Below are 24,080 nucleotides of genomic sequence, written 5' to 3' on the forward strand. Positions count from 1 at the left end.
TCGTAAAGTCGAGAGAGAATGAACGACACCATCTCTTGGGTTCCATCTCCGCTGGAATCGCAGATTCAAGTCAGTGGCCCCAGTCACGTACGGTTCTTGCAAGGTCTGTGCTCGAACGATGTCGTTCAACTGGAAGTCGGCTCGAGTTGCGAAGCGTATCTTCCCTCGGTGCAAGGGAAGACCCTTGCCCATGGCTTTCTTAAGAAGTACGACGATCGAATCGTATTTGTCGGGCTTGGTCAGCAGATCGAGTCTCTGCTTCCGCACTTGCAGAAGTACGCGATGATCGAAGACGTGGAAGTTACCGACCAAAGCCAGTCGAAGCATGCCGTTTTTGTTTGGGGCGAAAGTGTCTCAGCGTGGCTAAAAGAAAAGCTTGGCGTGAGCGAACTGCCTGAATTGCTTCAGCATCAAACGCTGGACTATGAAGGATCGTCGATTGATATCTTCCGGACGCCTGTCTTGCAGGAAGAATGTTACGAACTATCCGGCCCGGGTATTGAAGGCCTGGTACAAGGCATCGAGCCGCGAATAGAAGCGTTTCAGCAGCGCCGAATTGCCAGCCGTTTTCCTATCCATGGGATCGATATCGGTGGGGAGAACCTCGCTCAGGAGGTCAATCGTGACAACCAGGCAATCAGCTTCAAGAAGGGGTGTTATCTAGGGCAGGAGACCGTCGCACGAATCGATGCGATGGGGCACGTCAACAAGAAGCTGGTCCCAGTGCGATGGTTGAGCGATCGCATTCCCGAACTGCCTGCGACGCTTGTTGTCGATGGCAAGGAAGTTGGACGGCTCACCTCACTTGCCAGTGTCGAAGGTGCGCACGTGGGCCTGGCCATGATCCGACGTGGATTGAATGCCGCAGGCACACAAATTGAAACAGAATTGGGTTCGCTGGAAGTCGTCGACTAATCGTCTTGGAGCGACTTGATCCAGTTGCTGACGTCAAAGCCCACGCCAGCGCGTTCTTCGCTCATGATTTTGCGAATGTCGTCACGTGCCGCGAAAAAGGCCTCGATGACTTCCGGATCCCATTGGGTGCCGGAGCCTTCACGGAAGATCTGATTGACGCGATCCTCAGGCATGCCTTTGCGGTAGGGGCGGTCGCTGGACATGGCATCGTAGGCGTCGGCAACGGCGGTAATTCGCGCCAGTTTGGGAATCGTTTCCCCTGCCAGCTTGTGAGGATAACCTTTGCCGTCCCATTGTTCGTGATGATGCAGAACCACCGGGAGAACGGCTTCCAATTGCTTCAGTCCCGACAAGATATTGCAGCCCAGTTCCGGGTGCAGCTTGATGTGTTCGTATTCTTCGTCTGTTAGGCGTCCTGGCTTACGGAGCACGCTATCGTCGATGCCAATCTTGCCGACGTCATGCAGCAGGCCGGCCATGTACATCAAGTTCAGCGTCTCTTTGTCCAGGCCCATCTCTTGGGCCAAACGAACGGCAAGACGAGCGACGCGATCGCTGTGACCGCAGGTGTACGGGTCTTTTGCATCGATGGCCGAAGTGAGGGCGCGAACCACGCTGGTCACGAACTCGGACTGGCGACGATACAACTCGATGTTTCCGCTATGAATGCCGAGGATCGTGCCGACACTGCTAAGCAGGCTTGCTTCGACCGTTCCGAAGCCTTTGTCTTCGTTGTGATTGATGGCAAACAGCCAACCGAAGATGTTGTCGCCTTCCACGAGCGGCACGGCGATGATTTGGCGAATCTCCGGGCAGGGCCAGTCTGGCCGCTCTGTGACGCGTTGATTCGCAACGAATGCCGATCGCTTTTCATTCAGATTCAGCTTCTTGACCAGATGCGAAAGCGTCTGAGCATCGACGGGACATTCACCAACCGACAGAAGCTGGGATTCGTACTGAGCGCCCGCTGAATCGTTCTGACCCGTGCGGCGTCCTGGCTGTTGATACAGAATCGACAGGCCGCGGCTGGGGATGACTTCCAGGAGCCAATTGAGGGCTAGGTCACCCAGTTGCGAGTCGCTGCTCGAGATGCGAAGGTTCTGCGTCAGACCGTAGAGGAGGCTGATTTCTTCGTAGGTCGACGACAAACTATCCGAGACCTTGTCGATCTCTTCGGTCAGTCTTTCAATTTCTGAGTCGGACGTGATCTTGCTGACCACGATCGCTGCCATTCGCTCGAGAGCCGGAATGGTCCACTCGGCTTGGGCTTGATACCAACGTTTCGATTCCTTCGGCGAGCAGCCAAGCACTTGGGAAAGCTTCCCAAAATCGGGTGTTGCCTTGCCCGAGATGGCCAGGCGAAATGGTGCGGTTGCGATGTAGGGGGTCACTCCATCACGCATGGGGATCGCCAACATGGCGCAGCCGGTTTCTTCGGCCACAATCGTAGCAACGCCTTCGCGATGGATTCCAGGGCAGAGCGAGGCCAGCAGGGGGTCGTCGCCGAGAATTTGGTCGTCAGAAGCCAACATCAACTCGCCGGAACTCGCGTCTCTCAAGCAAAACGAGGTACCGAAGTAGTTTCGGAGTTCCGTGCTCATCTGCTTCAAACGGTGACGGACCGCAGGCACGAACGTACCTACCGTGTTACCGGCGAGTGAGAGAGCTGCGGGGGGAAACGACATAGGGGGAATTCCTGAAAGCTTTTCGAGCGACAATCCTGAGGCGATGGAGATCACGCCTTTCCCAAACTTAGGTCATAACCCAAGTTCCGGCATGGTTTTGAACCCAAGTCGCGGTGATCTTGCACCCCGCAGCGTCGGTTTATACCGAGTAGATTCTTGCTTTACTTACTATGCCGATCACCGGACCCCATATCGGGGCTATCGGATTTGCCGGATATACTTAACATGCGGGTTGTAAGAGCAACTCGGCCCACTGCAGCACTGGGAGGCAATCCGCCACCCCGATTTGCTAGTGCAGTTAAACCATAGAAATTCAGTTAATGCCGTGCGCAGAGCACTGCACATTTAGCGCAAGTCGACGATAAGCAATTATGTCCCTCGGGCTTCCCTTGTTAATTACTGGCGTACCAGGTGTGCCTGGTTACAACGCGCTGTACCACTTCCGCCACAAATTTCCTGATCAGGTCGTCGGAATCCGCCCCACCGACAACTGGCGTCTTGAAGGTGAGCAGATCGTTCCATGTGACATGGAAGACATCGATTCCCTCAAACGCTTGTTCGACGAGCACCAATTCAAGTCGGTCCTGCACTGTGCCGGCAGCTGTGCGCTCAAGTCATGCGAATTGGATCCGGCGATGGCTTGGCGGATCAATTTAGAAGGCACCCGGAACCTGCTCCACATTTTGGAGGGAACCGATACTCGCCTGATCCATCTCTCGATCGATCTCGTCTTCAGTGGCGAGTCTGGGGAAGGGAGTATGCTGGAAACCGACTCAACCGACCCGGTGACAGTTTATGGAAAGACGATGGCGGCGGCCGAAAGCCTGGTATCGCTAATCCGGCCAGACGCGACGATCTTGAGAATTTCGTTGCCCATGGGAGTCAGTTTCAATGGCCATGCCGGGGCAATCGATTGGATCCAGTCTCGATTCAAAAAGAACCGTCCGGCGACCCTCTATTTTGATGAGGTTCGCACGCCGACGTACACCGACTGCATGAACCTGGCGTTCGAGGAGATTCTCTCGCGAGAAATGCCGGGCATCTATCACGCCGGCGGACCGATTCGGTTGAGTCTCTATGAGATCGCCCAAATTGTGAATCGCGTTGGCGGCTACGACCCGGAGCTTCTGATGGGCTGCATGCGCATCGAGGCCGGTCCGATTCCGCCTCGCGCAGGCAACGTCTCGATGAACTCGGAGAAGCTGACCGACCATCTTGGTTTCGGACCGTTTCATGGCTGGCCGTTTGACGAGCGTTACCTTCCCACGCACCGCGATTGGCACTACGAACGACCCGCGGATGAGACGGGAGATCCCGAGCTTCTCAAGCGGATACTTTATTGCAATCCGCTTCGCGACGAGGGGATCATTCGACCCCCGTTTCCATAACGCCGACTACGTCAACGGTTGAGGGAATTCCGGATTCAGGAATCGCCCATTCTCGCTGATCAGTTCGCCGTCGACGAAGATCTGTCCTCCTTGGCGAAGGTCGCAGACCATGTCCCAGTGCAGGCCGGATTCGTTGGTTCCGCCTGATTCGGGATACGAAGCACCGACGGCCGCATGGAAGGTGCCACCGATCTTTTCGTCGAAGAGCGTGTTCTTGGAATACTCTTGGATGGCGTAGTTCGTACCAATGGCGATCTCGCCGAGCACGCGAGCTCCGGCATCTTGATCGAGCATCGCAATCAGGAAGTCTTCCCCCTTGGAGGCTTTCGCATCGACGACGCGTCCGTCTTTGAACGTTAACTCGATGCCGTCCGACTCACGTCCGCCATGCACGGCCGGGAAGCTGTACTTCACGATCCCTTGCGTTGCCGTTTCGATTGGACCGGTGAAGACTTCGCCGTCGGGGAAGTTCTCATGACCATCGCAATTGATCCACTTGCGTCCTTCAACGCCCAGCGTCAGGTCCGTCCCCTGCGGAGTGACAAAACGGATCTCCTTTTTGGTCATCAGGAAGTCGGCCAGCTTTTGTTGCTGAACGCTTAGCTTCTTCCAAAGAGCAACAGGATCTTCTTCATTCAGAAAGCCACCGCGGAAGACGAAGTCCTCGTATTCCGACAACGACATTTCCGCATCTTGAGCGGAAGAATCACAGGGAAACTGCGTGCCAACCCAGTTCAACGATCCGTCTGCGGCGCGACCGAGAAACTTCTTGAAGTACGTCTTGCGGGCCTGGCTTTGCAGGGCACTCTTTTGTGGCGAGATCGATGAAAGGGCTTTCGTGTTCTTCTGTCCCCACAGCCCAATCGAGCAATCGATGGTATCCACGGCGTGCAGCAGCAATGGGTTCTCGTAGGAAAGCTGTTCGTCGGAACCTTCTTCCAGCATGATCCGTTTGCACTCGTCCGGCACGATCGCGATTTCGGGATGCGCCCCGGCGCGGACCACTTCTCGATAAATGGCAATCATCAAGGGTTCCGTTACGGTAGACCCGGTGATCCGTACGAGTTGACCTGCTTCGACCTTGGCTGAGTATTGGACGATGACTTTCGCGAGCTTTTCCAAACGAGGGTCCATTCAGACCGATCCTTTCGCGTTCGTTGCTTTTGGAAATGGGCGTGGGGCGACGCCTAGAGGATGAACTAGTTTCGCATCAAGAGCGGGCAACCAACAGTGCCAGCAAAATCCACGGAGAAATGGCAATCGCTATTGCGGCCAACTGGAGTGATTTAGGGGCTCGCCGCTTGCGTTGCGACTGGACGATGGGGGTTAATATGCCACCAACGCTTCCGCTGACGATCGCGGAAAAGAGAAGCAGATCGGCAAAGCCTGTCCACGTATTGCTTGTATTCTCTTCTGGCTGCAAAAAGGCTGCTGAGCCTCGCAGAATCAAGAATACAATCACCATGACCAAGGTCGCAAAAATACACAAACTCCAAAAGACCGTTAGCGATTCAATCGCTTGGGGTTCGCTTGGAGGTTGATGGACCTCGGGACGCGACAACTTCTTGGAGCTTCGCCGCTTCTTCGACACGATGGGGCCTATGCTTGCTGATGGTGGTGTCAATCGACCTTCAGTATGAGGGGGCAAAATCGATTGGTCAACGATCTTCTCTAGGCAAACATTCGGGCAATCGCAAAAGAAACAGGACACCTCATTTAAGGTGCCCTGTTCGCATGTGTCGGATTGTCCACACGGTGACGTGTGTCATTGGATTGGCTTACAAGCCGTAGTAGTGAACGTCGACATGACCACATTGCTTGAAGACCATTTTGATCTTGAAGCCGCAGCACCATTCGTATTCGACAATGCCACGATGGAACAAACCGCAACGGCTGTCGATCGTGGGGACGCCGGTGCAGCAGCTCGGCAGGCAGACCGGAACGTCAACAAAGCAGTTGCATCGCGGATCGACGACTTGCAGGACAGCCTCGACTGGGGGGCAGCAGCTGCAGGGACAGGCCTTCTTCACGAACAGCTTGTGCGTTTTGTAGTGAAAGCACGGTTCGTAGCAGCAAGGAGTCGGTGGTTCTGGAGCACAGCAGCCTGGTTCCAGATTCTTGTTCGCGGCGGTCGCTTGGCCTGCGGATACGAGCATGACAGCCGCAACTAGCAGAAATGGGACGGTCTTGGTGAAGTAAGTCATGGTGGTAGACTCCAATGTCCAAAGGGCAATTAGGCGAGAATCCCTCTCACACGGTGCCCGCAATTCCCAGCGAGCGCAAACACTTTATTCCAGCCTAACATCTCTCTGGTAATGAGCAACTGGGTAGTTTTTACCGCCTGAAAAGCTCTTCTGGGCCGGTTTACGGCTTGCTCTTAAGTTCGATGGAGAGCAATTTCGCTGGTTTCTTTTGCCTCTCAGGCAGTTTCGACCTACGTTTTCAATGGCGGTTGGTGAACCAGACCAGCTTCCTCTCGACTTTTCCAGGGAAACTCTCGCGTTTTCCTTTACGACTTATTCAATTTGGCCCCGTTTCCCACGGCGTCCAATCCGGACAGAGATTCATGGCCGAGTTCCCACCAAGTAATGGCGGAAGGCAGGGTTGACGTGAATGCTCACGCAATAGCATCAGAAATGAGCCCCGAATACGCGCCGCTCGATCAGGCACTCACTCAGCTGCGCCAGCACAACGGCGAACTGGAGAAGTTCATTGATCATCTTCTTCAAGAGATTGCCAACCTCGGGCAAGAGGTCGAATCGCGCGCATCCGAGTTGATGAAAGCTCGACGAGAAATCGATCATACTTCGGAAGTATCCGTACAAGCTGCGCAGGAAAACCTGCGACTTTCGCAACAAGTTGTCGAGCGCGAAGAAGCGTTGAAGAAGGCCAACGCGGAAATCGAACAGCTTCGTCAGCAACTTTCCGAATCAGCACAAAATCCCCCTAGCGACCCCGCGAGCCAGCAACGTATCGCCGAATTGGAACAACAACTACAGAACTCTCAGTCGCATAGCCAGCAGGATACGGATCTGCTGGAAGAGGTCGAACAACTGCGTCGTGACTTGGCAGCGACGAAGCTCGAACTGATGCGACGCGACGAAGCGCACACAATCGTGCGGGAAGATTCCGATCACGATACGCTTCGCGAACGAAATCAGGCCCTCGAAGGCGAACTGCAGCAGGCCCGCGGCCGCGCAGTTCAACTGACCGAGGAGATCGATCAGCAACGCAAAGAGCTCAACCAGCAAAAGTCTGCCTGGTCGGAAGAACTGCAGGCCATGCGTTCTCTCTTGGAACGTCGCACTGCGGCACCTACCGAAACTGCACAGCCACAATCGTTTGCCGACACTTCCGTCATAAGCGATACCGCAACCGTCTGTCGCGACGAGTTGGAGTATCGAGCCAATAACAACAATACCGTTGTCGATTCCGTGATGGCGCAATTTGCCAAATTGCAACGAGACGTGAACAAACGCCGCGGACAGCGTCGTTAATTCGCACCCTTTTCCCAACGATTCCTACTCAGGACACATCTCATGAATCGCTATGTAGTAGGAGGGGCCGGCGTAGCAAGCGTAGTCGTATTGATATCGCTAACGTGGCTCTTCGGCAGCTTCTCTTGGGCTCTGGCTACAACCGTTCTCATTGCTGCCGTTGGCGGTGGTTTTTTCGCCTATCGACAATTCACTCAGAAGTTCGCCGCGCAGCCAAGTACCAACTCGTCGCAACCGGAAGATGCTGCACCTCGCCGAGCCGCTTCGCCCGTCGACACAAGTAATTCTAAAGACTCGCAGTCTCTTGCTCGAAAGATGTTGGATCAAGGGCGATACACTCTGCTATTACGCCCGCAAATTGCCGAAAGTATTCCGTCGAAACTGCTCAATCGTGCCCAAACGATGCTCGATGACGAAATGACGCTCGTTCCCGGGGGTGAGACGATCGTCGGAAAAGGAGCCAACGATTCACCTGATTCGCCTGATCATCTTGACGGTCGTGTCGTCCAGGTCGAAGGATTCTATCTCGATCGATACCAGGTCACTAACGAACAATTTTATCGCTTCGTTCAAAACGGCGGTTACGAACAAATCTCGCTGTGGGACCCGGAAATCGTTCCGGCACTGCTCGACTTCGTCGATTCCACGGGCGAACCAGGGCCACTGTTTTGGAAAAACGGTAAGTATCTTTCAGGACAAGCTCAGCTTCCCGTTGTAGGTGTGTGCTGGTATGAAGCCGCCGCCTACGCCCGGTGGGTTGGCAAGCGTCTGCCGACCGATCCCGAGTGGGTTAAGTCCGGCAGTTGGCCGGTGCCACTTCCAGGGGCACGCCCGATCCAACGTAAATATCCTTGGGGCGAGGCATTTGACCTCAACAAGTGCAACCTCTGGGGTAGCGGTCATGGGTCAACTGTACCGGTAGAAAAGTACGACGAAGGCATGAGTGTCGGTGGTGCCAATCAGCTGATTGGCAACGTTTGGGAATGGACCTCCAGCCGCTTCGGTGCCTGGCAATCTAGTTCTTCCCCTCTGGTGCTCGACGCATCGATGCGAAGTATTCGTGGCGGGGCTTTCGACACCTATTTCGAGACCCAGGCCACATGCGATTTCCAAAGCGGCGACAAAGCCGTCGCTCGGAAGCGAAACATCGGATTTCGCTGTGCAATTGGAATCTGTGATCTGATCCCTGACCAGTCGATGCAAGCCGAGGAACACCCGGCCCAGGTCGAAACTCAAGAACTTGCTGAGGTGGCCCAATGACCAAGCGTGTCCTCGTAGCCATGGATTCGTATCGACTCGCGGAATGCGCTGTGCCGTTGGCATGTTACATCTGCGGTAGCGATAACAACTACAACACGGAACTTTGCCGCCATTGCGCCGCGCCGCTCGCTTTGTCGCATCAGGCACGCACCCAAGGGGTTCGTCCGCAGATGGTTGCCGTCTTGGGCACCGCGGCGGCCGGTAAGACCGTGTACCTGGGGATGCTGCTGGACATGCTGACTCGGCAAAACAGCCGCGTCCAAGTGCTGGCCCGTGGGGCATTCTCCATCACGCTACAACAACGCACGATGATGGCGTTGTCGAATTGCCGTTTCCCAGAGAAAACCCCCAACGAACCCGATCGTTGGAACTGGGTTCACTGCCAGGCCAAGATCAATTCCAAGAAGAACCCGATGGAGCTGATCATGCCGGATATGGCTGGGGAAGCGATCTTGGAAGAGATCGACCATCCCAATGCCTATCCGGCCATTCATTCCTTCCTGGAAAAGTGCTCAGGTGTCATTCTGCTCGCCGATACCGATCGAATTGAACGCGGCGGGGCCGAACAGAACTACTTCCTGATGAAGCTGATCACCTATCTCAGTGAGCAAGATAGCCGCAAGACGCGTGGCAAAACGACGCGGCCGGTGGCGATCGTGTTTTCCAAAGCAGATCGCTGTGAACCATGCTTCGATAATCCCGAGTTGTATGCCCGTGAGAAAACGCCGAATCTGTGGCAACAGGTTCAACAGCGTTTTACTAACTATGGTTTCTTCGCTTCAGGTGTCGCCGGCTCGGTTGGCTTCCGCGAAGAACTGGGTGAAGGAACATCCGCCGTACCGCTGCGGATTGAGCCGCGCGGCATTGTAGAACCGTTTGAATGGCTCGTACGCAAAGTATAGTTGGTCGCAACCTATGGCTCCGCACTCTTCCAGTAATCTTCAAGTCGCTCCTTCTCAATCGAATCTTTCCGGAACCGTTGCCGTTGAACAGGCCATCTTTACGTCGGCACGTACGTCGTCCAAAGATGGCTATCAATTGGTCGCGTGGAGCCCCGGTATCAGTAGCGACGATGCCCGTCAGCTGGCGGTGTGGGGACCGGCACACGATTCGATGATCGTGGACGATCCGACGGACGTAAGTCTCAATTTTCATCCGCTGGGGGATCACAAGTTCTGCGTATCGAGGACGGTGCTCGGCGCGGCTGAGTACAGCGGAAGAGGTGGCCGACAAGTTTATACGCACTGCTTTGTGCTCGACGCTGCTTCGTTCAAGAGGTTCAATAACGATCCATTTCGCGTCCTGTCGGCGGCACTGTCGATTCACGATTTGCGACCGGGCGCGACGCTTCCTACCGATCTTCCTACGATGAAGATGTTGCCGTCAGGAGGTCCTGTCGATGCGGGGTTGATTCGATTCTTCGATTCGCCCGTCCAGCAACAATCGCTGGTGGCTTGGACGCACTATGCGATGACGTCGAAGAAGCTGCTCTTTACTGGAGGCTATAACGATCGCTTCTTGAGCGTCTTTTTCAACCTGCTGCCGGTCTCCATTCGACCCCACTTTACGTTCTCGACACGGCTACGCTATTCACAACGCCGAGACTTCCGCTTGGTTGGCCTGGCCAATGATGTACAAGAGCAAAAGAAAGCTGCCCGTCAGGAAGGCTTCCATGTATTTCACTTTGATTCACCGGCTCGAACGCCAGAGGCGTCGCGTCATCCTTGGGCCACATGGCTTCAAGTAGCGCTCTGCCATCGCGAGCCTGACGAAGCGGCTCGAATGATCAGCGAAGTTCCCCTGACAACGCGGTTGGAAGATCTTTCCGCCGTGGGTAACCGATTACGAGTGGCGATGTCCGGCAAAAAACGGAACAAGGAGGCGGCTACTGCCCCAGCCGCTTCCACGCCACTGGTAGTCCCGGAAGAGAACACCGATCGGGCCGAGCTGTTCGAACTGGTCGAGCGTGCTTTGGATGGCGATGTGACCGCGCTCGAGCGGCTCAATGCAACGTGGTGCGCTCAGCCTGATCAACAGCTCCAGGCACTGCGTCAGGAGTGCGCTCGCCACTTCCTGAGTCTGGCGAAAGAAAAGAATTGCGAGCCAGGATCGAAAGGGGCGACCGCGGTCGAGATCCTGAGCCTGATCTTGCGAGTGAGTCCCTAGGACTACGTGCCAGGCGGTTTGCGTTCGTAGCTACGTTCGATTTGAATCGCTTTCCGACCTTTGAATGCCCCAGCGAATGCTTGAAAAGTGGGGGTTCCGTTCACATTGACTCGCAAGGGCGTACGCGCGTCTTTCTCGGTCGTTATCACGTCCCCGACCCGCAGGTCGAGCAGTTCTTCCATCGAGATCTTGGTTTCGGCCAGGATCACGTCGAGTTCCACTTGGGCCTTATCGAGGTGTACGCCCAGGGCGGCCTTCGATTCTGGCGTGGCCTCACTGCTGCCGTAGGCGAACCACGTGTTGGCTGTCAGCTTATTGCTGATGCGTTCAATGGAGTTGAACGGGATACACAAGTTGATCATACCGCGGACATCGCCGATGGCCAGCTCGAAGCTGACCAGCACCACGACTTCATTCGGCGGCACAATTTGAACCAGCTGGGGATTGCTCTCGACGCGAACGACGCGGAGGTCCAACGGAAGCACGTTGTCCCAGGCATCCTTCAGCTCGATCAGAAACAGGTCCGAGATGCGTGAGACCAGGGTAAGTTCAATTTCGGTAAGAGGTCGTCGCGAAGCAGGCGTACTTTCTTTACCGCCCCCGAGCAAACGATCGATGATCGGATACAGAATGGATGGGTTGATGTCGAGGATCAGGTTCCCTTCCAGCGGCTCGGCAACCAAGAGGTTGAAGCAACTGGGGTTTTCCAAACTAAAAACGAATTCGCTGTAGGTTAGCTGATCGACACTGGTCAGCTTGACTTCCACGATCGAACGCAAGAGTGCGGAGAGAGCAGCACCGAAGTTTCGGCTGAAGCCTTCGTGCATCGACTGCAAGGCCCGCATCTGGTCCTTACCGACACGTTCGGGGCGTTTGAAGTCGTACGGCGTGACTTTGTCCTTGCCACGCATCGTGCGCGATGGCGGCCCAGCATCCGCGACGGGCGCGGCGGGACCTTTAGCCGGCTCCGCGGTGGTTTCCATCGCGTTGAGAAGGCTTTCGACTTCTGCCTGACTCAGTACGTTGTCTGACATGAATCACTCCCTTGATTCACGAAAAGGAGTCAACGTTCGATTACTTCCGAACGTGACCTTCTCCCATGACGATGTATTTGTAGCTGGTGAGCGCCTCGATCCCACAAGGGCCACGGGCGTGGAACTTATCAGTGCTGATGCCGATCTCGGCTCCCAGTCCGAATTCGCCGCCGTCGTTGAAGCGAGTGCTCGCGTTGACCATCACAGCCGAGCTGTCGATCTGGGCCGAGAACTTTCGGCTGGCAGCCAGGTTCTCGGTGACGATTGATTCGGTGTGTTTCGAGCTGTACTTGTTGATGTGGGCAATCGCTTCGTCGATGTTATCGACGACCTTCACCGAAATGACTGGGCCGAGGTACTCGGCACCGAAGTCTTCTTCGGTCGCCTCTTTGGCGGTCGGTACGATGGAGCAAGTTACCGAATCCCCCCGCATCTCAACCCCTTCGGCCGAGAATGCTTCTGCGATTTGCGGTAAGAACTTCTCGGCGACTGCCTTGTGCACAACCAATGATTCCGCCGCGTTGCAGACACCATAGCGATGACACTTGCTGTTCACCGTGATCTGGACGGCCATGTCCAAGTTGGCGGCTTGATCGATGTACACATGACAGTTACCGGCAAAGTGCTTGATGACTGGCATGGTGGCTTCCTCGCTAACGCGGCGAATAAGGCCTTCGCCTCCGCGGGGAATGGCAACATCGATGTATTCGTTCAGTTTCAGGAAATGGCCAACCGCAGCGCGGTCGGTGGTCGAAACCAATTGCAACGCGTCGGCCGGAATGCCGAACTCAGCCGCTTGCTGTTGCAGGATGCTGACGATGGCCTGCGAGGAATGCATCGCTTCCTTGCCACCACGCAGGATCACGGCGTTGCCGCTCTTCACGCAAATGGCGGCGGCATCGGCGGTGACGTTCGGTCGTGATTCGTAGATGAAGAAGACGACTCCCAGAGGTACGCGAATCTTTTGAATCGCCAAACCGTTGGGGCGAACGGAAGACTCGATGGTCGCCCCGATTGGATCGGGGAACATGGCGATCTCTTCCAGGGCCGCGGCAATCCCTTCAACCCGATCTTTGGTCAGGCGGAGACGATCGATCTGGGCGTCGGTCAGGCCGTACTGCGGTGCGTTCGCAATGTCTTTTTCGTTGGCCTCGGCAATGCTCTCGAAACTGCTACGCAGAGCAGCCGCGGAAGCACGCAGCCAGTCATTCTTCGTCTGACCCGATACGGTTCCCAGGATACGCGACGCGGCCTGGGCTTTTTCAGCCGTTTCTTTGCAATAGGTGGCTAAGTCGAGATCGTCAGCAATCGCCATTATTCAAACCTTGAGAAACAATTCGTCCAATTTCGGATTATCCCCAGAATGGGACATCGGGTCAATGCGAAAGGTTCGTGCGGAGGGAGACGCTGTGAAGAGGTAACCAATGGCTGTGAAACGGTTTGCGCAGAACCTTGCTCGGGGAGTCGACTAGGCTTCTGGCAATTCTCGCGGGATACCATCGACGCCTCCGGTGGCGACGAAGGCATCCAAAGCTTCCTTGTTGGCTTTCACATCATGCACGCGGATGACTTGAACCCCGAGACGTGCGAGCGTGAGCGTCGAGCCAACAGTTGCCAGGGTGCGGTCCATATCCTTATCGCCGAGGATTTTGGCCAGGAAACCTTTTCGGGAATGGCCAACCAGAATGGGGCAGTTCAACGCGTGGAATTCGTCGCACTGGGCCATCAGATCTAAGTTGTGCTGATGCGTCTTGCCGAAACCGATGCCTGGGTCGAGGCAGATCTTGCCTCGCTCGATCCCGGCGTATCGCAGCTGGCGATACCGATCCTGCAGGTAATCGAAGATGTCTAAGACCACATCGTCGTACTGGGGATTGTCCTGCATTGACTGTGGATTACCTTGCATGTGCATCGCACAGACACCGACGCCTGTTTCGACGGCCAGCGGAACCATCTCGGGATCGGCTTCCAGGCCACTGACGTCATTGATGATTTCCGCACCGGCGGCAATCGCTGCTTTGGCAACGGCTGCCTTGGTGGTATCGATGGAGATCGGAATGTGCAGCGATCCGGTTAACGCCTCGATGACAGGAATAACGCGTCGAATCTCTTCCTCGGCCGAAACCGGATCGGAATAGGGACGGGTGCTTTCTCCGCCAATATCGAGGATATCCGCGCCTTCGGCTTCCATTTGCAGGGCTCGGTCGACGGCTGCCTGTTTATCGACCCACTGTCCCCCGTCCGAAAAGCTGTCAGGCGTGACATTCAGAATTCCCATCAGCTTGGGAGTTCGGTTGAAACGTAACGTGCGCGTGCGCAACTGCCATGTCATGGCACGGTAAGGATAGCGCTGCGCTAAAGTCGTACTATGGGGGGTGGATCTCATCCCCAAATTTTAGCATACGTTCCGAAGATGACGTATCCCAGCTTTACCAGGGAATCTGCATGTGGCGAACGACTTCGCGGGCAAACTGGTCAATCGCATCTTGTTGTGCGGTGACCATCGATTGGCCAGGTTCCGGGTAGAGAACTCCGGTCGCGGTGATTGTCTCGCTCATCAAGACGGGGGCAAGGGTAAGCGTGCCCGGTTGCCGAATGAGTTGGCCTCGTTGGTCGATCCATTCGTAGTGGATCTGAAAGTTCTCTTGCAGGATGCGGGGATCATCGAGGGTATTCTGCCCCTGAACAAGTTTGTTCTCGTTCACCAGGCTGCCTCGCAGCACGCTATCGGCCGATTGAGCATCGGTCACTTTGTACGGAGTGGTGGCTTCGATTTCTTTGATCACCGCTTCGGTGATGCGTTCGCCCAGATCACGACGATAAGTCAGCGAGGTGAATATGGGGACATGTACCGTGCGAATGTCCGGACGATACAGGCTTCGGTTACCGATCTGGTAGTGGACGCAACCGACCAGAGCCGCCGTCACCAGCAGGATGGCGGCAAGCGAAAGGGACCGAGTTGGTATGAGCCAATGTCGCATGAATTCGTATCGTCTACCGGAACCTATCGCGTATCCGTTTCGTCATCGGGGCGTGTGGCGATGTTTTCGATCGGCGTCTGCGAAGGCACCGGCAAATCCTTCTTGCGTTCCAGCCAGCTGTAGAGGAACTCGCCGGGAGGTGTCGGGGAACCAGGGCGTCCCTTGATCTCGGCAATCCGTTCTTTGGCGGCGTCGGCCATATTGGAACTTGGGAACTTGTCGACGACTTGTGCGTAGTAGTGGTAGGCACCTTGGTACTCGCGGCGACGATCGTAGAACGCGGCCTTTTGCCATAATCTCTCGGCTTGAGCAGCACGAATGTCGAAGTCGAGCTTCTCGATGACCTGCATGTTCTCTTGCGTCTTGTCCGGGAACTGACGCTTGATGCGGATCAGCAGTTTCTCTGCTTCTTCCAATGGCTTGCCATCGTACTCGGGGCCTTGGTAGACCTTCAACTTGGTCACTACGCCCAGGTAGTGTGCGGTGAATTGGTGTTCGCTGGTCGGGAAGTTTTCACGCAGATCGGTGTAGAAGCGATCGGCCGATTCAAAGTTGGCTTCCCGGAAATGAGCATTGGCGGCGGCCAGCGTCGCATCGTCAGCCAAATCGCCAGTTGGATCATCCAAGCGAATCATATCGAACAGCTTGATCGCGTTGCCAAACCGGTCGAAGAGCGGCAATTGTTCGTCCGTCAAGTTTGGCTGAATGGCCCACGAGCGTTCTTTGGAGTGGCGATCGAGCCAGTACCGAGCCAGCTTGAAGCGTCGTGCCCCAACGGCATCCAGGTGCTTCGAGTTAGGATACTTCTTCACTAATTGGTCGTACTGCTTGGTTGCGTCGGGGTAGTTGTCGAGAAAGAAGTAGCACTCGCCCGAGTACATCAACGCGTCTTCTTCGATGGTCGAATCGGGAGCATAAACTCCGGCACGCTTGAAGAGGCCCGCGGCCTCGTTCAGCTTCGAGCTACGCTCATTGCCTTCGGCAGCCATGCCTTGTTCGTAGAGACGTTCGGCCTGGGAAAACAGCTGCTTGGCACGCGTCTTGTTTTCGATTGTGTTGCCGGTGACCTCTAGGGTTTTGGCACCGACGCCAGTCGGATCCCACCACGAGTTGCCGGAAGCGTCCTCAGCGTCAGGAGACTGACCGCGTTGGACGCCTTCTTCTTCATAGCTGACTTGCGAGATCTCGCTGCCAGCCGGGTTGAAGGCGGTCGGCGGTGGGACCGGATCACGCTGGCCGAAGTTGGTACAGCCGATAGCAGACGCAGTCGACAAAATGCCGAGGGTGACGATCGTGGTCGTTTTCATCATCGAGGACTTCCTTGCCCTATGCGTTGTCCAACCCGTACTCAGATCGAGAGAATCTGCAGGTATTCTCGCAATCTGGGTGTCTTGCCCAGGGTGTGGCTGAGGTATCTGTTGACGAGTGCCCGGACCTCCATGGCCAGACGCGAAGGAATTTCCGTACGTTTCCATCGCTCGTCTTCTGCGGCGTATATCGATAGAAGCTGCAGCGTTTCCACGGCCACATCAATGACATGACGATGTCCGCTGCGGGCTCTTCTCGACAGTACACCACCTGCGAGCAGTCCAAAAGGAGTACGTCCGCGCTCGGCAATCGGTTCTCCTGTTTCGACACAGTGCGTCAATTCAGGCAACTGACCGAGGTGGCGGAGCAGCATCATTTCAAACCGCAACACCAAAGGAGCAACGGCCTCGAACTGGTTCAGCTGCGAAAGGATATCGTCGGCCAAATGAAACAATTCCGGGTGGGGATCCGAGTGGTCCGTCAACTGCGCAAGTAGCTCGGCCAGGTAATAGCCGGCGTACAGATGTTCGGTACTCTTCTGCCCCGCGCGAAAACGTCTTTCGACCTTCGCCTCGGTCAGCAAGTCCAGGCTGTCGCTTTTTTTGTGGAGGAAGACTATTCGACTTACGGTCAAAACGTCAAGAGCAGACTCAAACGGGCTCTTGGGACGCTTGCACCCCTTGGCTAGTGCGGTGATTTTGCCGAAATCCTCGGTAAAAAGCGTTGCAATGCAAGAGGTCTCGCTGAAGTCGACGGTGCGAATGACGATTGCTAGCGATTTTTCCGCCGACATAAGATGAGAGATTTCCGATGGGAACTTCGAACGCTGAGCGAAAAAACGAGCTAGCTACGCTGGCTGAACCTTGTTCTGTTTCGAGCGGATCAGCCGCAACTGGTGAATCCGGCGGCGATCGGAAGCGACAACCTGGATCGAAACGTCCCCAATTTGAAGCTGTTCGCCTGGCTTGGGAATGCGCTTCATCTCGTGGATGACCAGGCCGCCGATCGTATCGTAGTCGTCTTCTTCGGGAAGTTCCATGCCCAGGATCTCGTTGATGTCTTCGACGTGCGCCTTCCCTGTCACGTCCGCTTCTTCGTCCGAGATCTGGATGATTCCGTTGTCGGCTTCGTCGATATCATGCTCGTCGACGATCTCACCGACGATTTCTTCTAGCACGTCCTCGATCGTGACCAGGCCGGTCACGGCGTGATACTCGTCAACGACCAGTGCCAAGTGGGTCCGCTTTCTCAGGAAGTACTTCAGCAGTTCGCTGACGGTCATGCTTTGGGGAACATGAATGACCGGTCGGGCCAGGTCGAGTAGCGATTTGCGGGTCGATTCGGGGCGGGCCAGTTCTGGCAACAAGTCCTTCACGTATAACAGGCCGGCGAAGTTGTCGCGGCTGCCATCCCATATTGGAATGCGGGTTCGACCCGTCTTCGAGATGAACTCGACGATCTCCCACCACGGCGTTGTTGCTGCCAGCGAATCGATTTCGCTCCGCGGCGTCATGATGCTGACCGTTTCCGTGTCGTCAAGATCCATGACCCCTTCGATCATTTCTCGGGCGTCTTCTTCGATGTGACCTTCGCGGATGGCCTCGGTCACGATCGTTCGAATCTCTTCTTCAAACTCTTCTTCTTCGTCGGGTGGCTCGTCGACAATTCCGGCTGCCCGCTTCATTACACCGCCGAGGAAATCGACGCCGTATGTTACCGGGTAGAGGATAATGCTCACGGTCGACCAGAGGGGCCACGTGTAATAGATGTAAGGAGGTCCGAAGTGTTCGGCGACGGCCCAGGGAATCCAAACCATGGTCACCATCAAAACCAGGGTCACGCCGGCGACGTCACTGATGAAGGTGAACGTGTCCAACAGTGAGCCTTCGCGAAAGCCCAAAAGCCAGGCCTGGCTAGAGATCAGGAAGATCGCCAGGCTAAATACCTGCAATGCCTGAGCAGCCAACGCGGCGATTTCGTGGTGTTCGTGAATCGTACTGAACAGATGCGGACGGTCCCGTTTCTCGCAGTACTCTTCCAGATCATGCCAGAGCATGTCCGGCAGAATGGTGGCGGCGATGGATGACAGAATCAACACCAGCCAACTCGAAGTAGCCAGCCAGACAAAAAGCGTTGGTCCCATCACCTAGGTTGCTCCTTGACTAGGGGAACTGGCAGCAGACGACTGGCCCGCATACGCAATACCCAGTTTGCTGAGGTAATGCTTTTCTAAGCGTCGCATTTCCTCTCGGTCAGCATCCTCGTGATCGTCGTAGCCGGCCAGGTGCAAACAGCCATGCACGACATAAAGTGTCATCTCTTCGGCCACTTTCCAGTCATGTTCGCGAGCTTCGTCCGCAGCGTACTCGGCACTGAGCATGATTTCGCCTGACAGAAAGTCATCAGTCTGATCCATCGGAAAAGTGATGACGTCGGTTGGGTAATCATGCTGAAGAAAGCGGACATTGCAGTCGTGAATCTCTGCGTTGTCGACAACAGCGATCCCGACTTCACCTCGGGGGTAGCCTTCGCCGGAGAAGACTTCCCGGACGGCTTGTTCAAAGAGATCCTGCGGAACAGGATGTTCTGTTTGGCGATTGGAAAGGTTTATTTCGTAGTCCGAGGACATCGGTCTCGCTTTATGCAGGCTGCGAACTTGGGTACTTCACTCGTCCATGATAAACGGCCGTGAGGCTCTTGGTAACGCTGGACTGAATTTGACGCAGTTCGCGGAGCGTCAGGCCACATTCGTCGAACTGCCCGTCCAGGAGTCGTTTCATCGAAAGCTCTTCCACCAGGGCTTCAATGCGGGAAGCTGTCGGTTCGACGAGCGTGCGGCAGGCACTTTCGACCGCGTCGCAAATCATCAGGACGGCCGCTTCTTTGGTTTGCGGCTTCGGTCCTGGATAGCGGTAGATCGTTTCATCCACTTCGCGCTCGTCCGGGTTCGATTCGACCTTGGCACTGGCCACGCGATAAAAGTATTCGACCAGGGTCGTTCCGTGGTGTTGTTCGATGAAGTCGATAATGGCCCGCGGAAGCCGGTTCTGACGCGCAAGGTCGGCGCCGTCTTTAACGTGAGCGATGATCACCAAGGTACTAATGGCCGGGTTCAGGCCTTCATGGCGATTGTCGGAGGCATTCTGGTTTTCGATGAAGTACTCAGGCTTCATCATCTTGCCGATGTCATGGAAATAGGCACCGACACGTACCAGCAAGCCGTTGGCTCCGATTGAATCAGCAGCGGACTCGGCAATGGAAGCCACGGTGATGGAGTGGTTGTAGGTGCCAGGGGCTCGCTGGGCGAGTTTCTGCAACAGGGGATGAGCGGCATCGCCCAGTTCCAGCAGGCTGATATCGGTCAGGATCCCGTAGGCCTTTTCGACGAACGGCAGGAGGCCTGTCATTAGGAAGCCAGCCCCCACGGCGTAAACACCTTGCCAGGCAGCGGCTTGAAGCAGGGCCATCGTCGCGGGCTGCCCCGAAACAATGCTTACGCCATACTTCGTAGAGAAAGCAACAACGCCTGCCCAGAGGCCGACGAAGATCAACTTGTTACGGCTTCGAATCCGGTTCATTGACAGTGTCGCGGCGCTACACGTGGCGGCAATCGTCACGAAAGCAACCAGACTGGTGCCGCTGGTCAACACAATCGCGAGGCTGACGCACGCGGTTACCAACAGAGCAAATTCCTGGCGATAGACGATCGAAACGGTCATCGCCAGAATCATCGCTGGTATGATCTCGGCCTGCCAGCGATCGTCAAACCAATACCCCAGCGCAATCGTGGCACAGGTGGGGATCAGGAACAGCAGATACTCGTTCAGGTCTTTTAGAATGCTGGGGCATTTGAAGACAAGGTAGATCGCACAAAGCGTTCCCAAGGCGTAGTACATGCCCAGGATGGCCAGCGAATAAATCGTTTTGGAAAAGAAGCTGCGTTGATCGATGTAAGCGCGATGCTCGGCATGCAGCAGTTCGATTCCGGTCGCATCCAGCGGCTTTCCAGGCAGGACAACGGCGTCCTTTGTGGAATAGATATGCATCACCGGCTCAACGGCCGCCACGGCATCTTCGCGCTCGCGAGCGGTGGCCGCTTTATCGATAAAGAGTGTGCCAGGCAGGTTCTTATCGACCCAGTAGTCGACCGCTTCAACCAGGAAGTTGATATCTTCCCCTTTGGCCAGCTTTTCTAGTTCAATTCTCAGGCTCGTGCGGATGTTCTCGAAGACTTGCGCCTTCAAGACATCGTTCTGCGAAATGATTTGCTTATTCCCGTTAGGCCCAGGCGTCACGACGATAATGCTGGCAGCTTGACCTTGTTTCTCGTCAAGCTGCTCGGGCGACATGATACCGCGGGAAGCAAACGGTTTGAGGGCCGTGGCAATGTTCTGCTCGAACGCGTTGAGCATGTTCTCACGAGCGAACAACGCTTTGAGCTTTTGAAACTGCTCTTCTCGCTCCATCGGGCTCAGCGGAGTAACGTCGTCATCCGCAATCGGAAAGAATTCGTTCCAGAGTCGTTCGACTTCCACATCGAACTGCTTGGCCGTGGTGAGCTGAACGATGATCGATTGCAGGCGAGCACGCAGCTGATCAAGTCGAGCTGGATCGTTCTGATAGACCGACTTCGCCTCGTTCTCAGCGTCGCGTTCCGCTTTAGCGGTTGCCAACGGATCGAGGACCGAGAATTGAACACGCGGATGAATCTCGGAAGGGGGAACGTAGCCTGGCCGATATTGCATCGGTGGATTCCACGCGCCGGTTACCAGCCACAAAGCAATGGCCGCGAACAAAGCGCAGGCCAAGTAAAGCAGCTTGTCGGGATGCGACAGCTCGGAGATGAAACGTCTGAAGGTTCCGGGAGGAAGCTCTAGAGACGCGACATGTTTCGCACGTTTTTTGGTCTTACCTGGCTGCGCCATGTTTTAGTTGCCTTCGCCGGCGGGCTCGCTTTGCGAGTCCGTTTCGTAGGCATCCACAATCTTTTGAACCAGCGGGTGACGCTGGATATCTGCGTTGCTTAACTCGACGCGAGCAATACCATCGATATTGCGGAGGCGATATAGTGCATCCGTTAAACCACTTCGCACGCGAGGCGGCAAGTCATTTTGTGTCGTATCGCCACTGATGACCATCCGTGAATCCTTGCCCATACGGGTCAGAAACATCTTCATTTGCGCGGTGGTCGTATTTTGTGCTTCGTCCAAAATGATGAAGGCATTCTTCAACGTCCGCCCCCGCATGAACGCGAGTGGGACAACTTCAATCACATCGGTTGCCATGTACTGGTTGATGAGATTCGGCTCCATCATTTCGGTGAGCGAATCCAACATCGGACGCAAGTAAGGGTTGATCTTCTCATACAACGTACCAGGAAGAAACCCAAGCTGTTCGCCTGCTTCGACCGCAGGTCGTACCAGCACGATCTTCCCGATTCGGTTCTCTAACAAGGCTTCCACGGCCATGGCGACGGCCAGATAGGTTTTACCTGTACCGGCAGGCCCCAGCGCGAAGACCATGTTATGCGTACGAATCGCTTCAACATAGGCGACCTGCCCAGGCGTGCGAGGTTTGACCGCGCCACCTTTCTGGAAGGTCGAAATGGGGATCGTCTTGCGAGGGATCGACTCGCCACTAGCGTCGGCCAGCGCCTCGTCGAGGTCTTCGGAGAAAAGGGCGCCATTGCGCTCCAGGCGATGCCGCAGGTCTTCGACAACCTTCATCGCTTTGACGACATTGCGCTCTTCTCCCGAAATGCTAACTCGCTCGTCACGATGGGTGATCGTTACGTTCAACGAATCGCGGATTCGCCTGAGGTGTTGATCGCGGCTGCCGAAAAGTTGGAGGACCGATGCATGGTCCAAAAATTTGATCGTCGCTTCGTACATCGATTGGGCAATACCTATTGCCTTATCCTGGGAAGGAAGAATTCCTATGTCAAAATATAGACAATGTTTCGGGCATGGGAATCGTTATTATGCCCTGGCAGATTGTAACTCGTTATTCAGTTTGAGGTTAGATATTTGTAGGGAATCGAAATGCGTCGTGTAGAACTTGCGTATTTTGCTTAAGTTAACGGCCAGGGCCGACAATACCGACTTCCCAGCACAACAGAGCCATGGGGGCCCCCAGAAGCATTGAGTCGAGCACGTCCAATACGCCGCCCAGGCCAATGAGCCACTTGCTTGAGTCTTTGGTTTCCATGTCGCGCTTAAACATCGATTCCGCCAGGTCTCCCAGCATTCCCGCTGGCGAAACAAGCAGGGCGAAGATCAGCCAACCGAAGGGGATCGAGGCCACCTCGCCACCGAGCATCCACGGACCGATCCACTCGAACACCAGGTAGCTTCCGAGGCACGAGGTCGCCAGTCCGCCGAGGGTTCCTTCCAGCGTCTTGCCGGGAGATAGCCTGGGGACAAGTTTCGTGCGTCCGAAGTTCGAACCAATAAAGTAGGCACCGATATCGGATATCTTCACGACCACGATCATCGACAGAAGTGCCAACATGCCGTACGCGTTGCCGTCTTCGGTCCCTTGCTGAACCAAACGCAGTCGCACGACAAAGCTCAACAGGCCACCCACGTAGAAGATCGAAAAGATGGTCAGCCCCAAATGGATCATCGACTGCCCAGGCTTTTCGTAGCGGCGCATTTCTCCCAGGATCGAAAGCACCACGCCAAAAGCCAGCGCGTACAGCGTCGCTTCGGCTTGATCGGTTTGCGAAGGGACCTGACTCGACGGCCACCAGATGGGCAAGCTCGCCGCGGCAATGACGATGAACGTTCCCATGTGACACGACCAGCCAATGGGACGCAGCTGTTTGGCCCGCAACAGGTCGAGAACTTCTTCCGCTGCCATTACGCCCAGCAAGAGAACCAACGGCAGAAGCCAGATACCGGGGCGGCCAAAGTTAAAGTTGTAGTCGAGCCAACAAAGTCCGCAGAGGGGCACAATTATGGCAATCGCTCCAATCAATCGCCACTTGAGCACGCGTCAACTCCTGAAGGCCCTTGGTTGGTAAGGCCGCCAAAGCGGCGATCACGCGAGGCAAAGCTTTCGATGGCGTCTCGCAGTGTCTCTTCGCGAAACTCCGGCCAGCAAAGATCCGTGACCCACAACTCGGAATAGCTGATCTGCCAGAGCAAGAAGTTGCTAATCCGCATTTCACCGGCCGTGCGAATCATCAGGTCGGGATCCGGCATGCCGCTCGTGTAGAGGTGCTCAGCAATCGTTTCTTCCGTGATGTCTTCCGCTTTCAGCCGTCCCTGTTTGACTCCTTCGGCGATGCACTGCACCGCATCGACCATTTCAGCACGACCACCATAGTTGATTGCCAGGCACAGCGTGGTGCCGGTGTTGGCGGCGCTCAGCTCAATGGTTTTGTCCATCTCGCGTTGGACCTGGTCGGGGATGCCGTCCCGGCGACCGATGATCTTCACGCGGACGTTCTGCTTCATGATCGTCGCGCGTTCTTCGATCATGTACTGCTCGAGCAAGTGCATCAGAAAGTCGAGCTCGTGCTGAGGACGCTTCCAGTTCTCGCTGGAAAGGCAGTAGAGCGTAAGCTGATCGATCTTCAGCCGGGCACACTCTTCGACGGTCGCACGAACGGAATGAACGCCACGCCGGTGTCCCTCGATACGGGGCAGCCCTTGTCGCTGAGCCCACCGACCATTGCCATCCATGATCACGGCGATGTGCTTGGGATAGCGCTCGCGGGGAATGTCTTCGATCGGATGTCGCGCTGTCGTAGCCGTTTTTGACACGTCGCTAAATTGGGCCAAGGGGGTCGAAACAAGGGGACGCTGAACGATTCCCTATTATGACGCGTCCCTCGGATGCA

22 protein-coding genes are annotated in these 24,080 nt (G+C 55.6%); 6 read left to right on the forward strand and 16 right to left on the reverse strand.

All coding sequences use genetic code 11. The features are described 5' to 3' along the window. Nucleotides 1-18 precede the first annotated feature (18 nt). Nucleotides 19-915: a CAF17-like 4Fe-4S cluster assembly/insertion protein YgfZ gene (gene ygfZ, locus PSR63_RS18050; protein WP_274327071.1), complete on the forward strand. Its 897-nt coding sequence runs from the start codon at nucleotides 19-21 to the stop codon at nucleotides 913-915. On the opposite strand, the gene PSR63_RS18055 is transcribed toward ygfZ, so the two are convergent. Then, on the reverse strand, nucleotides 912-2,600 hold the full coding sequence (locus PSR63_RS18055; RefSeq protein WP_274327072.1) for an HD-GYP domain-containing protein: 1,689 nt from the start codon (nucleotides 2,598-2,600) through the stop codon (nucleotides 912-914). The genes ygfZ and PSR63_RS18055 overlap by 4 nt on opposite strands. A 371-nt stretch (nucleotides 2,601-2,971) precedes the next feature. Between PSR63_RS18055 and PSR63_RS18060 the strand changes: the two genes are divergently transcribed. Further along, on the forward strand, nucleotides 2,972-3,988 hold the full coding sequence (locus PSR63_RS18060) for an SDR family oxidoreductase (RefSeq protein ID WP_274327073.1): 1,017 nt from the start codon (nucleotides 2,972-2,974) through the stop codon (nucleotides 3,986-3,988). A 6-nt stretch (nucleotides 3,989-3,994) separates the two neighbouring features. Here the strand turns inward: PSR63_RS18060 and PSR63_RS18065 are convergent, their stop codons facing one another. The 3 genes from PSR63_RS18065 to PSR63_RS18075 all read right to left on the reverse strand — a co-directional run bounded on the left by PSR63_RS18065 (nucleotide 3,995) and on the right by PSR63_RS18075 (nucleotide 6,192). Then, a complete protein-coding gene (locus PSR63_RS18065; RefSeq protein ID WP_274327074.1) occupies nucleotides 3,995-5,122 on the reverse strand; it encodes an aminopeptidase in 1,128 nt (375 codons plus the stop codon). A gap of 76 nt (nucleotides 5,123-5,198) precedes the next feature. Continuing rightward, on the reverse strand, nucleotides 5,199-5,579 hold the full coding sequence (locus PSR63_RS18070; RefSeq protein WP_274327075.1) for a hypothetical protein: 381 nt from the start codon (nucleotides 5,577-5,579) through the stop codon (nucleotides 5,199-5,201). Nucleotides 5,580-5,766: 187 nt separating this feature from the next. Further along, complete coding sequence (locus PSR63_RS18075; RefSeq protein ID WP_274327076.1) at nucleotides 5,767-6,192, reverse strand: hypothetical protein; 426 nt, start codon at nucleotides 6,190-6,192, stop codon at nucleotides 5,767-5,769. Nucleotides 6,193-6,624: 432 nt separating this feature from the next. Here PSR63_RS18075 and PSR63_RS18080 point away from each other — a divergent pair, with 432 nt between their 5' ends. The 4 genes from PSR63_RS18080 to PSR63_RS18095 are packed head-to-tail and all read left to right on the forward strand — an operon-like array spanning nucleotide 6,625 to nucleotide 10,911. Beyond that, on the forward strand, nucleotides 6,625-7,485 hold the full coding sequence (locus PSR63_RS18080; RefSeq protein ID WP_274327077.1) for a hypothetical protein: 861 nt from the start codon (nucleotides 6,625-6,627) through the stop codon (nucleotides 7,483-7,485). Between the two features lie 42 nt (nucleotides 7,486-7,527). Next, nucleotides 7,528-8,745 carry a formylglycine-generating enzyme family protein gene (locus PSR63_RS18085; protein WP_274327078.1) on the forward strand — a complete coding sequence of 406 codons (1,218 nt, stop codon included), beginning with the start codon at nucleotides 7,528-7,530 and terminating at the stop codon, nucleotides 8,743-8,745. Continuing rightward, nucleotides 8,742-9,647, forward strand: coding sequence for a TRAFAC clade GTPase domain-containing protein (locus PSR63_RS18090; RefSeq protein WP_274327079.1), 906 nt, complete (start codon nucleotides 8,742-8,744; stop codon nucleotides 9,645-9,647). The genes PSR63_RS18085 and PSR63_RS18090 overlap by 4 nt, the downstream gene beginning before the upstream one ends. Nucleotides 9,648-9,660: 13 nt before the next feature. Then, complete coding sequence (locus tag PSR63_RS18095; RefSeq protein ID WP_274327080.1) at nucleotides 9,661-10,911, forward strand: GAP1-N2 domain-containing protein; 1,251 nt, start codon at nucleotides 9,661-9,663, stop codon at nucleotides 10,909-10,911. 2 nt (nucleotides 10,912-10,913) lie between these two features. On the opposite strand, the gene fliM is transcribed toward PSR63_RS18095, so the two are convergent. The 12 genes from fliM to PSR63_RS18155 all read right to left on the reverse strand — a co-directional run bounded on the left by fliM (nucleotide 10,914) and on the right by PSR63_RS18155 (nucleotide 24,003). Continuing rightward, nucleotides 10,914-11,945, reverse strand: coding sequence for a flagellar motor switch protein FliM (gene fliM / locus PSR63_RS18100; RefSeq protein ID WP_274327081.1), 1,032 nt, complete (start codon nucleotides 11,943-11,945; stop codon nucleotides 10,914-10,916). 40 nt (nucleotides 11,946-11,985) lie between these two features. Further along, nucleotides 11,986-13,260, reverse strand: coding sequence for a glutamate-5-semialdehyde dehydrogenase (locus PSR63_RS18105; RefSeq protein WP_274327082.1), 1,275 nt, complete (start codon nucleotides 13,258-13,260; stop codon nucleotides 11,986-11,988). Nucleotides 13,261-13,413: 153 nt separating this feature from the next. After that, nucleotides 13,414-14,223, reverse strand: a complete 810-nt coding sequence (folP, locus tag PSR63_RS18110) for a dihydropteroate synthase (RefSeq protein WP_274327083.1) — start codon at nucleotides 14,221-14,223, stop codon at nucleotides 13,414-13,416. A gap of 151 nt (nucleotides 14,224-14,374) precedes the next feature. After that, on the reverse strand, nucleotides 14,375-14,926 hold the full coding sequence (gene lptE / locus PSR63_RS18115; protein WP_274327084.1) for an LPS assembly lipoprotein LptE: 552 nt from the start codon (nucleotides 14,924-14,926) through the stop codon (nucleotides 14,375-14,377). Between the two features lie 23 nt (nucleotides 14,927-14,949). Then, nucleotides 14,950-16,236 carry a tetratricopeptide repeat protein gene (locus tag PSR63_RS18120; protein WP_274327085.1) on the reverse strand — a complete coding sequence of 429 codons (1,287 nt, stop codon included), beginning with the start codon at nucleotides 16,234-16,236 and terminating at the stop codon, nucleotides 14,950-14,952. A gap of 38 nt (nucleotides 16,237-16,274) precedes the next feature. Further along, nucleotides 16,275-17,027: a DNA repair protein RecO gene (gene recO / locus PSR63_RS18125; RefSeq protein ID WP_274327086.1), complete on the reverse strand. Its 753-nt coding sequence runs from the start codon at nucleotides 17,025-17,027 to the stop codon at nucleotides 16,275-16,277. 54 nt (nucleotides 17,028-17,081) lie between these two features. Then, a complete protein-coding gene (locus PSR63_RS18130) occupies nucleotides 17,082-18,377 on the reverse strand; it encodes a hemolysin family protein (RefSeq protein ID WP_274327087.1) in 1,296 nt (431 codons plus the stop codon). Between the two features lie 3 nt (nucleotides 18,378-18,380). Further along, nucleotides 18,381-18,863: an rRNA maturation RNase YbeY gene (gene ybeY, locus PSR63_RS18135; RefSeq protein ID WP_274327089.1), complete on the reverse strand. Its 483-nt coding sequence runs from the start codon at nucleotides 18,861-18,863 to the stop codon at nucleotides 18,381-18,383. A 10-nt stretch (nucleotides 18,864-18,873) separates the two neighbouring features. Then, the gene (locus PSR63_RS18140; protein ID WP_274327090.1) at nucleotides 18,874-21,159 is read right to left on the reverse strand and encodes an HD family phosphohydrolase; all 2,286 of its coding nucleotides are present in this window, start codon (nucleotides 21,157-21,159) and stop codon (nucleotides 18,874-18,876) included. A gap of 3 nt (nucleotides 21,160-21,162) precedes the next feature. Continuing rightward, nucleotides 21,163-22,125, reverse strand: a complete 963-nt coding sequence (locus tag PSR63_RS18145; RefSeq protein ID WP_274327091.1) for a PhoH family protein — start codon at nucleotides 22,123-22,125, stop codon at nucleotides 21,163-21,165. A gap of 184 nt (nucleotides 22,126-22,309) precedes the next feature. Next, nucleotides 22,310-23,227 carry a phosphatidate cytidylyltransferase gene (locus tag PSR63_RS18150; protein WP_274327092.1) on the reverse strand — a complete coding sequence of 306 codons (918 nt, stop codon included), beginning with the start codon at nucleotides 23,225-23,227 and terminating at the stop codon, nucleotides 22,310-22,312. After that, nucleotides 23,209-24,003: an isoprenyl transferase gene (locus tag PSR63_RS18155; protein WP_274327093.1), complete on the reverse strand. Its 795-nt coding sequence runs from the start codon at nucleotides 24,001-24,003 to the stop codon at nucleotides 23,209-23,211. Before PSR63_RS18155 ends, PSR63_RS18150 begins: the two co-directional genes overlap by 19 nt. Nucleotides 24,004-24,080 lie beyond the last annotated feature (77 nt).

The organism is Bremerella sp. P1, from assembly GCF_028748185.1.
Taxonomy (GTDB): Bacteria; Planctomycetota; Planctomycetia; order Pirellulales; family Pirellulaceae; genus Bremerella.

What these genes read in the sequence shown, in the direction of transcription:
- ygfZ (WP_274327071.1), top strand. Translation starts at nt 19, where the DNA reads ATGAACGACACCATCTCTTGGGTTCCATCTCCGCTGGAATCGCAGATT.
- PSR63_RS18055 (WP_274327072.1), bottom strand. Translation starts at nt 2,600, where the DNA reads ATGTCGTTTCCCCCCGCAGCTCTCTCACTCGCCGGTAACACGGTAGGT.
- PSR63_RS18060 (WP_274327073.1), top strand. Translation starts at nt 2,972, where the DNA reads ATGTCCCTCGGGCTTCCCTTGTTAATTACTGGCGTACCAGGTGTGCCT.
- PSR63_RS18065 (WP_274327074.1), bottom strand. Translation starts at nt 5,122, where the DNA reads ATGGACCCTCGTTTGGAAAAGCTCGCGAAAGTCATCGTCCAATACTCA.
- PSR63_RS18075 (WP_274327076.1), bottom strand. Translation starts at nt 6,192, where the DNA reads ATGACTTACTTCACCAAGACCGTCCCATTTCTGCTAGTTGCGGCTGTC.
- PSR63_RS18080 (WP_274327077.1), top strand. Translation starts at nt 6,625, where the DNA reads ATGAGCCCCGAATACGCGCCGCTCGATCAGGCACTCACTCAGCTGCGC.
- PSR63_RS18085 (WP_274327078.1), top strand. Translation starts at nt 7,528, where the DNA reads ATGAATCGCTATGTAGTAGGAGGGGCCGGCGTAGCAAGCGTAGTCGTA.
- PSR63_RS18090 (WP_274327079.1), top strand. Translation starts at nt 8,742, where the DNA reads ATGACCAAGCGTGTCCTCGTAGCCATGGATTCGTATCGACTCGCGGAA.
- PSR63_RS18095 (WP_274327080.1), top strand. Translation starts at nt 9,661, where the DNA reads ATGGCTCCGCACTCTTCCAGTAATCTTCAAGTCGCTCCTTCTCAATCG.
- fliM (WP_274327081.1), bottom strand. Translation starts at nt 11,945, where the DNA reads ATGTCAGACAACGTACTGAGTCAGGCAGAAGTCGAAAGCCTTCTCAAC.
- PSR63_RS18105 (WP_274327082.1), bottom strand. Translation starts at nt 13,260, where the DNA reads ATGGCGATTGCTGACGATCTCGACTTAGCCACCTATTGCAAAGAAACG.
- folP (WP_274327083.1), bottom strand. Translation starts at nt 14,223, where the DNA reads ATGGGAATTCTGAATGTCACGCCTGACAGCTTTTCGGACGGGGGACAG.
- lptE (WP_274327084.1), bottom strand. Translation starts at nt 14,926, where the DNA reads ATGCGACATTGGCTCATACCAACTCGGTCCCTTTCGCTTGCCGCCATC.
- PSR63_RS18120 (WP_274327085.1), bottom strand. Translation starts at nt 16,236, where the DNA reads ATGATGAAAACGACCACGATCGTCACCCTCGGCATTTTGTCGACTGCG.
- recO (WP_274327086.1), bottom strand. Translation starts at nt 17,027, where the DNA reads ATGTCGGCGGAAAAATCGCTAGCAATCGTCATTCGCACCGTCGACTTC.
- PSR63_RS18130 (WP_274327087.1), bottom strand. Translation starts at nt 18,377, where the DNA reads ATGGGACCAACGCTTTTTGTCTGGCTGGCTACTTCGAGTTGGCTGGTG.
- ybeY (WP_274327089.1), bottom strand. Translation starts at nt 18,863, where the DNA reads ATGTCCTCGGACTACGAAATAAACCTTTCCAATCGCCAAACAGAACAT.
- PSR63_RS18140 (WP_274327090.1), bottom strand. Translation starts at nt 21,159, where the DNA reads ATGGCGCAGCCAGGTAAGACCAAAAAACGTGCGAAACATGTCGCGTCT.
- PSR63_RS18145 (WP_274327091.1), bottom strand. Translation starts at nt 22,125, where the DNA reads ATGTACGAAGCGACGATCAAATTTTTGGACCATGCATCGGTCCTCCAA.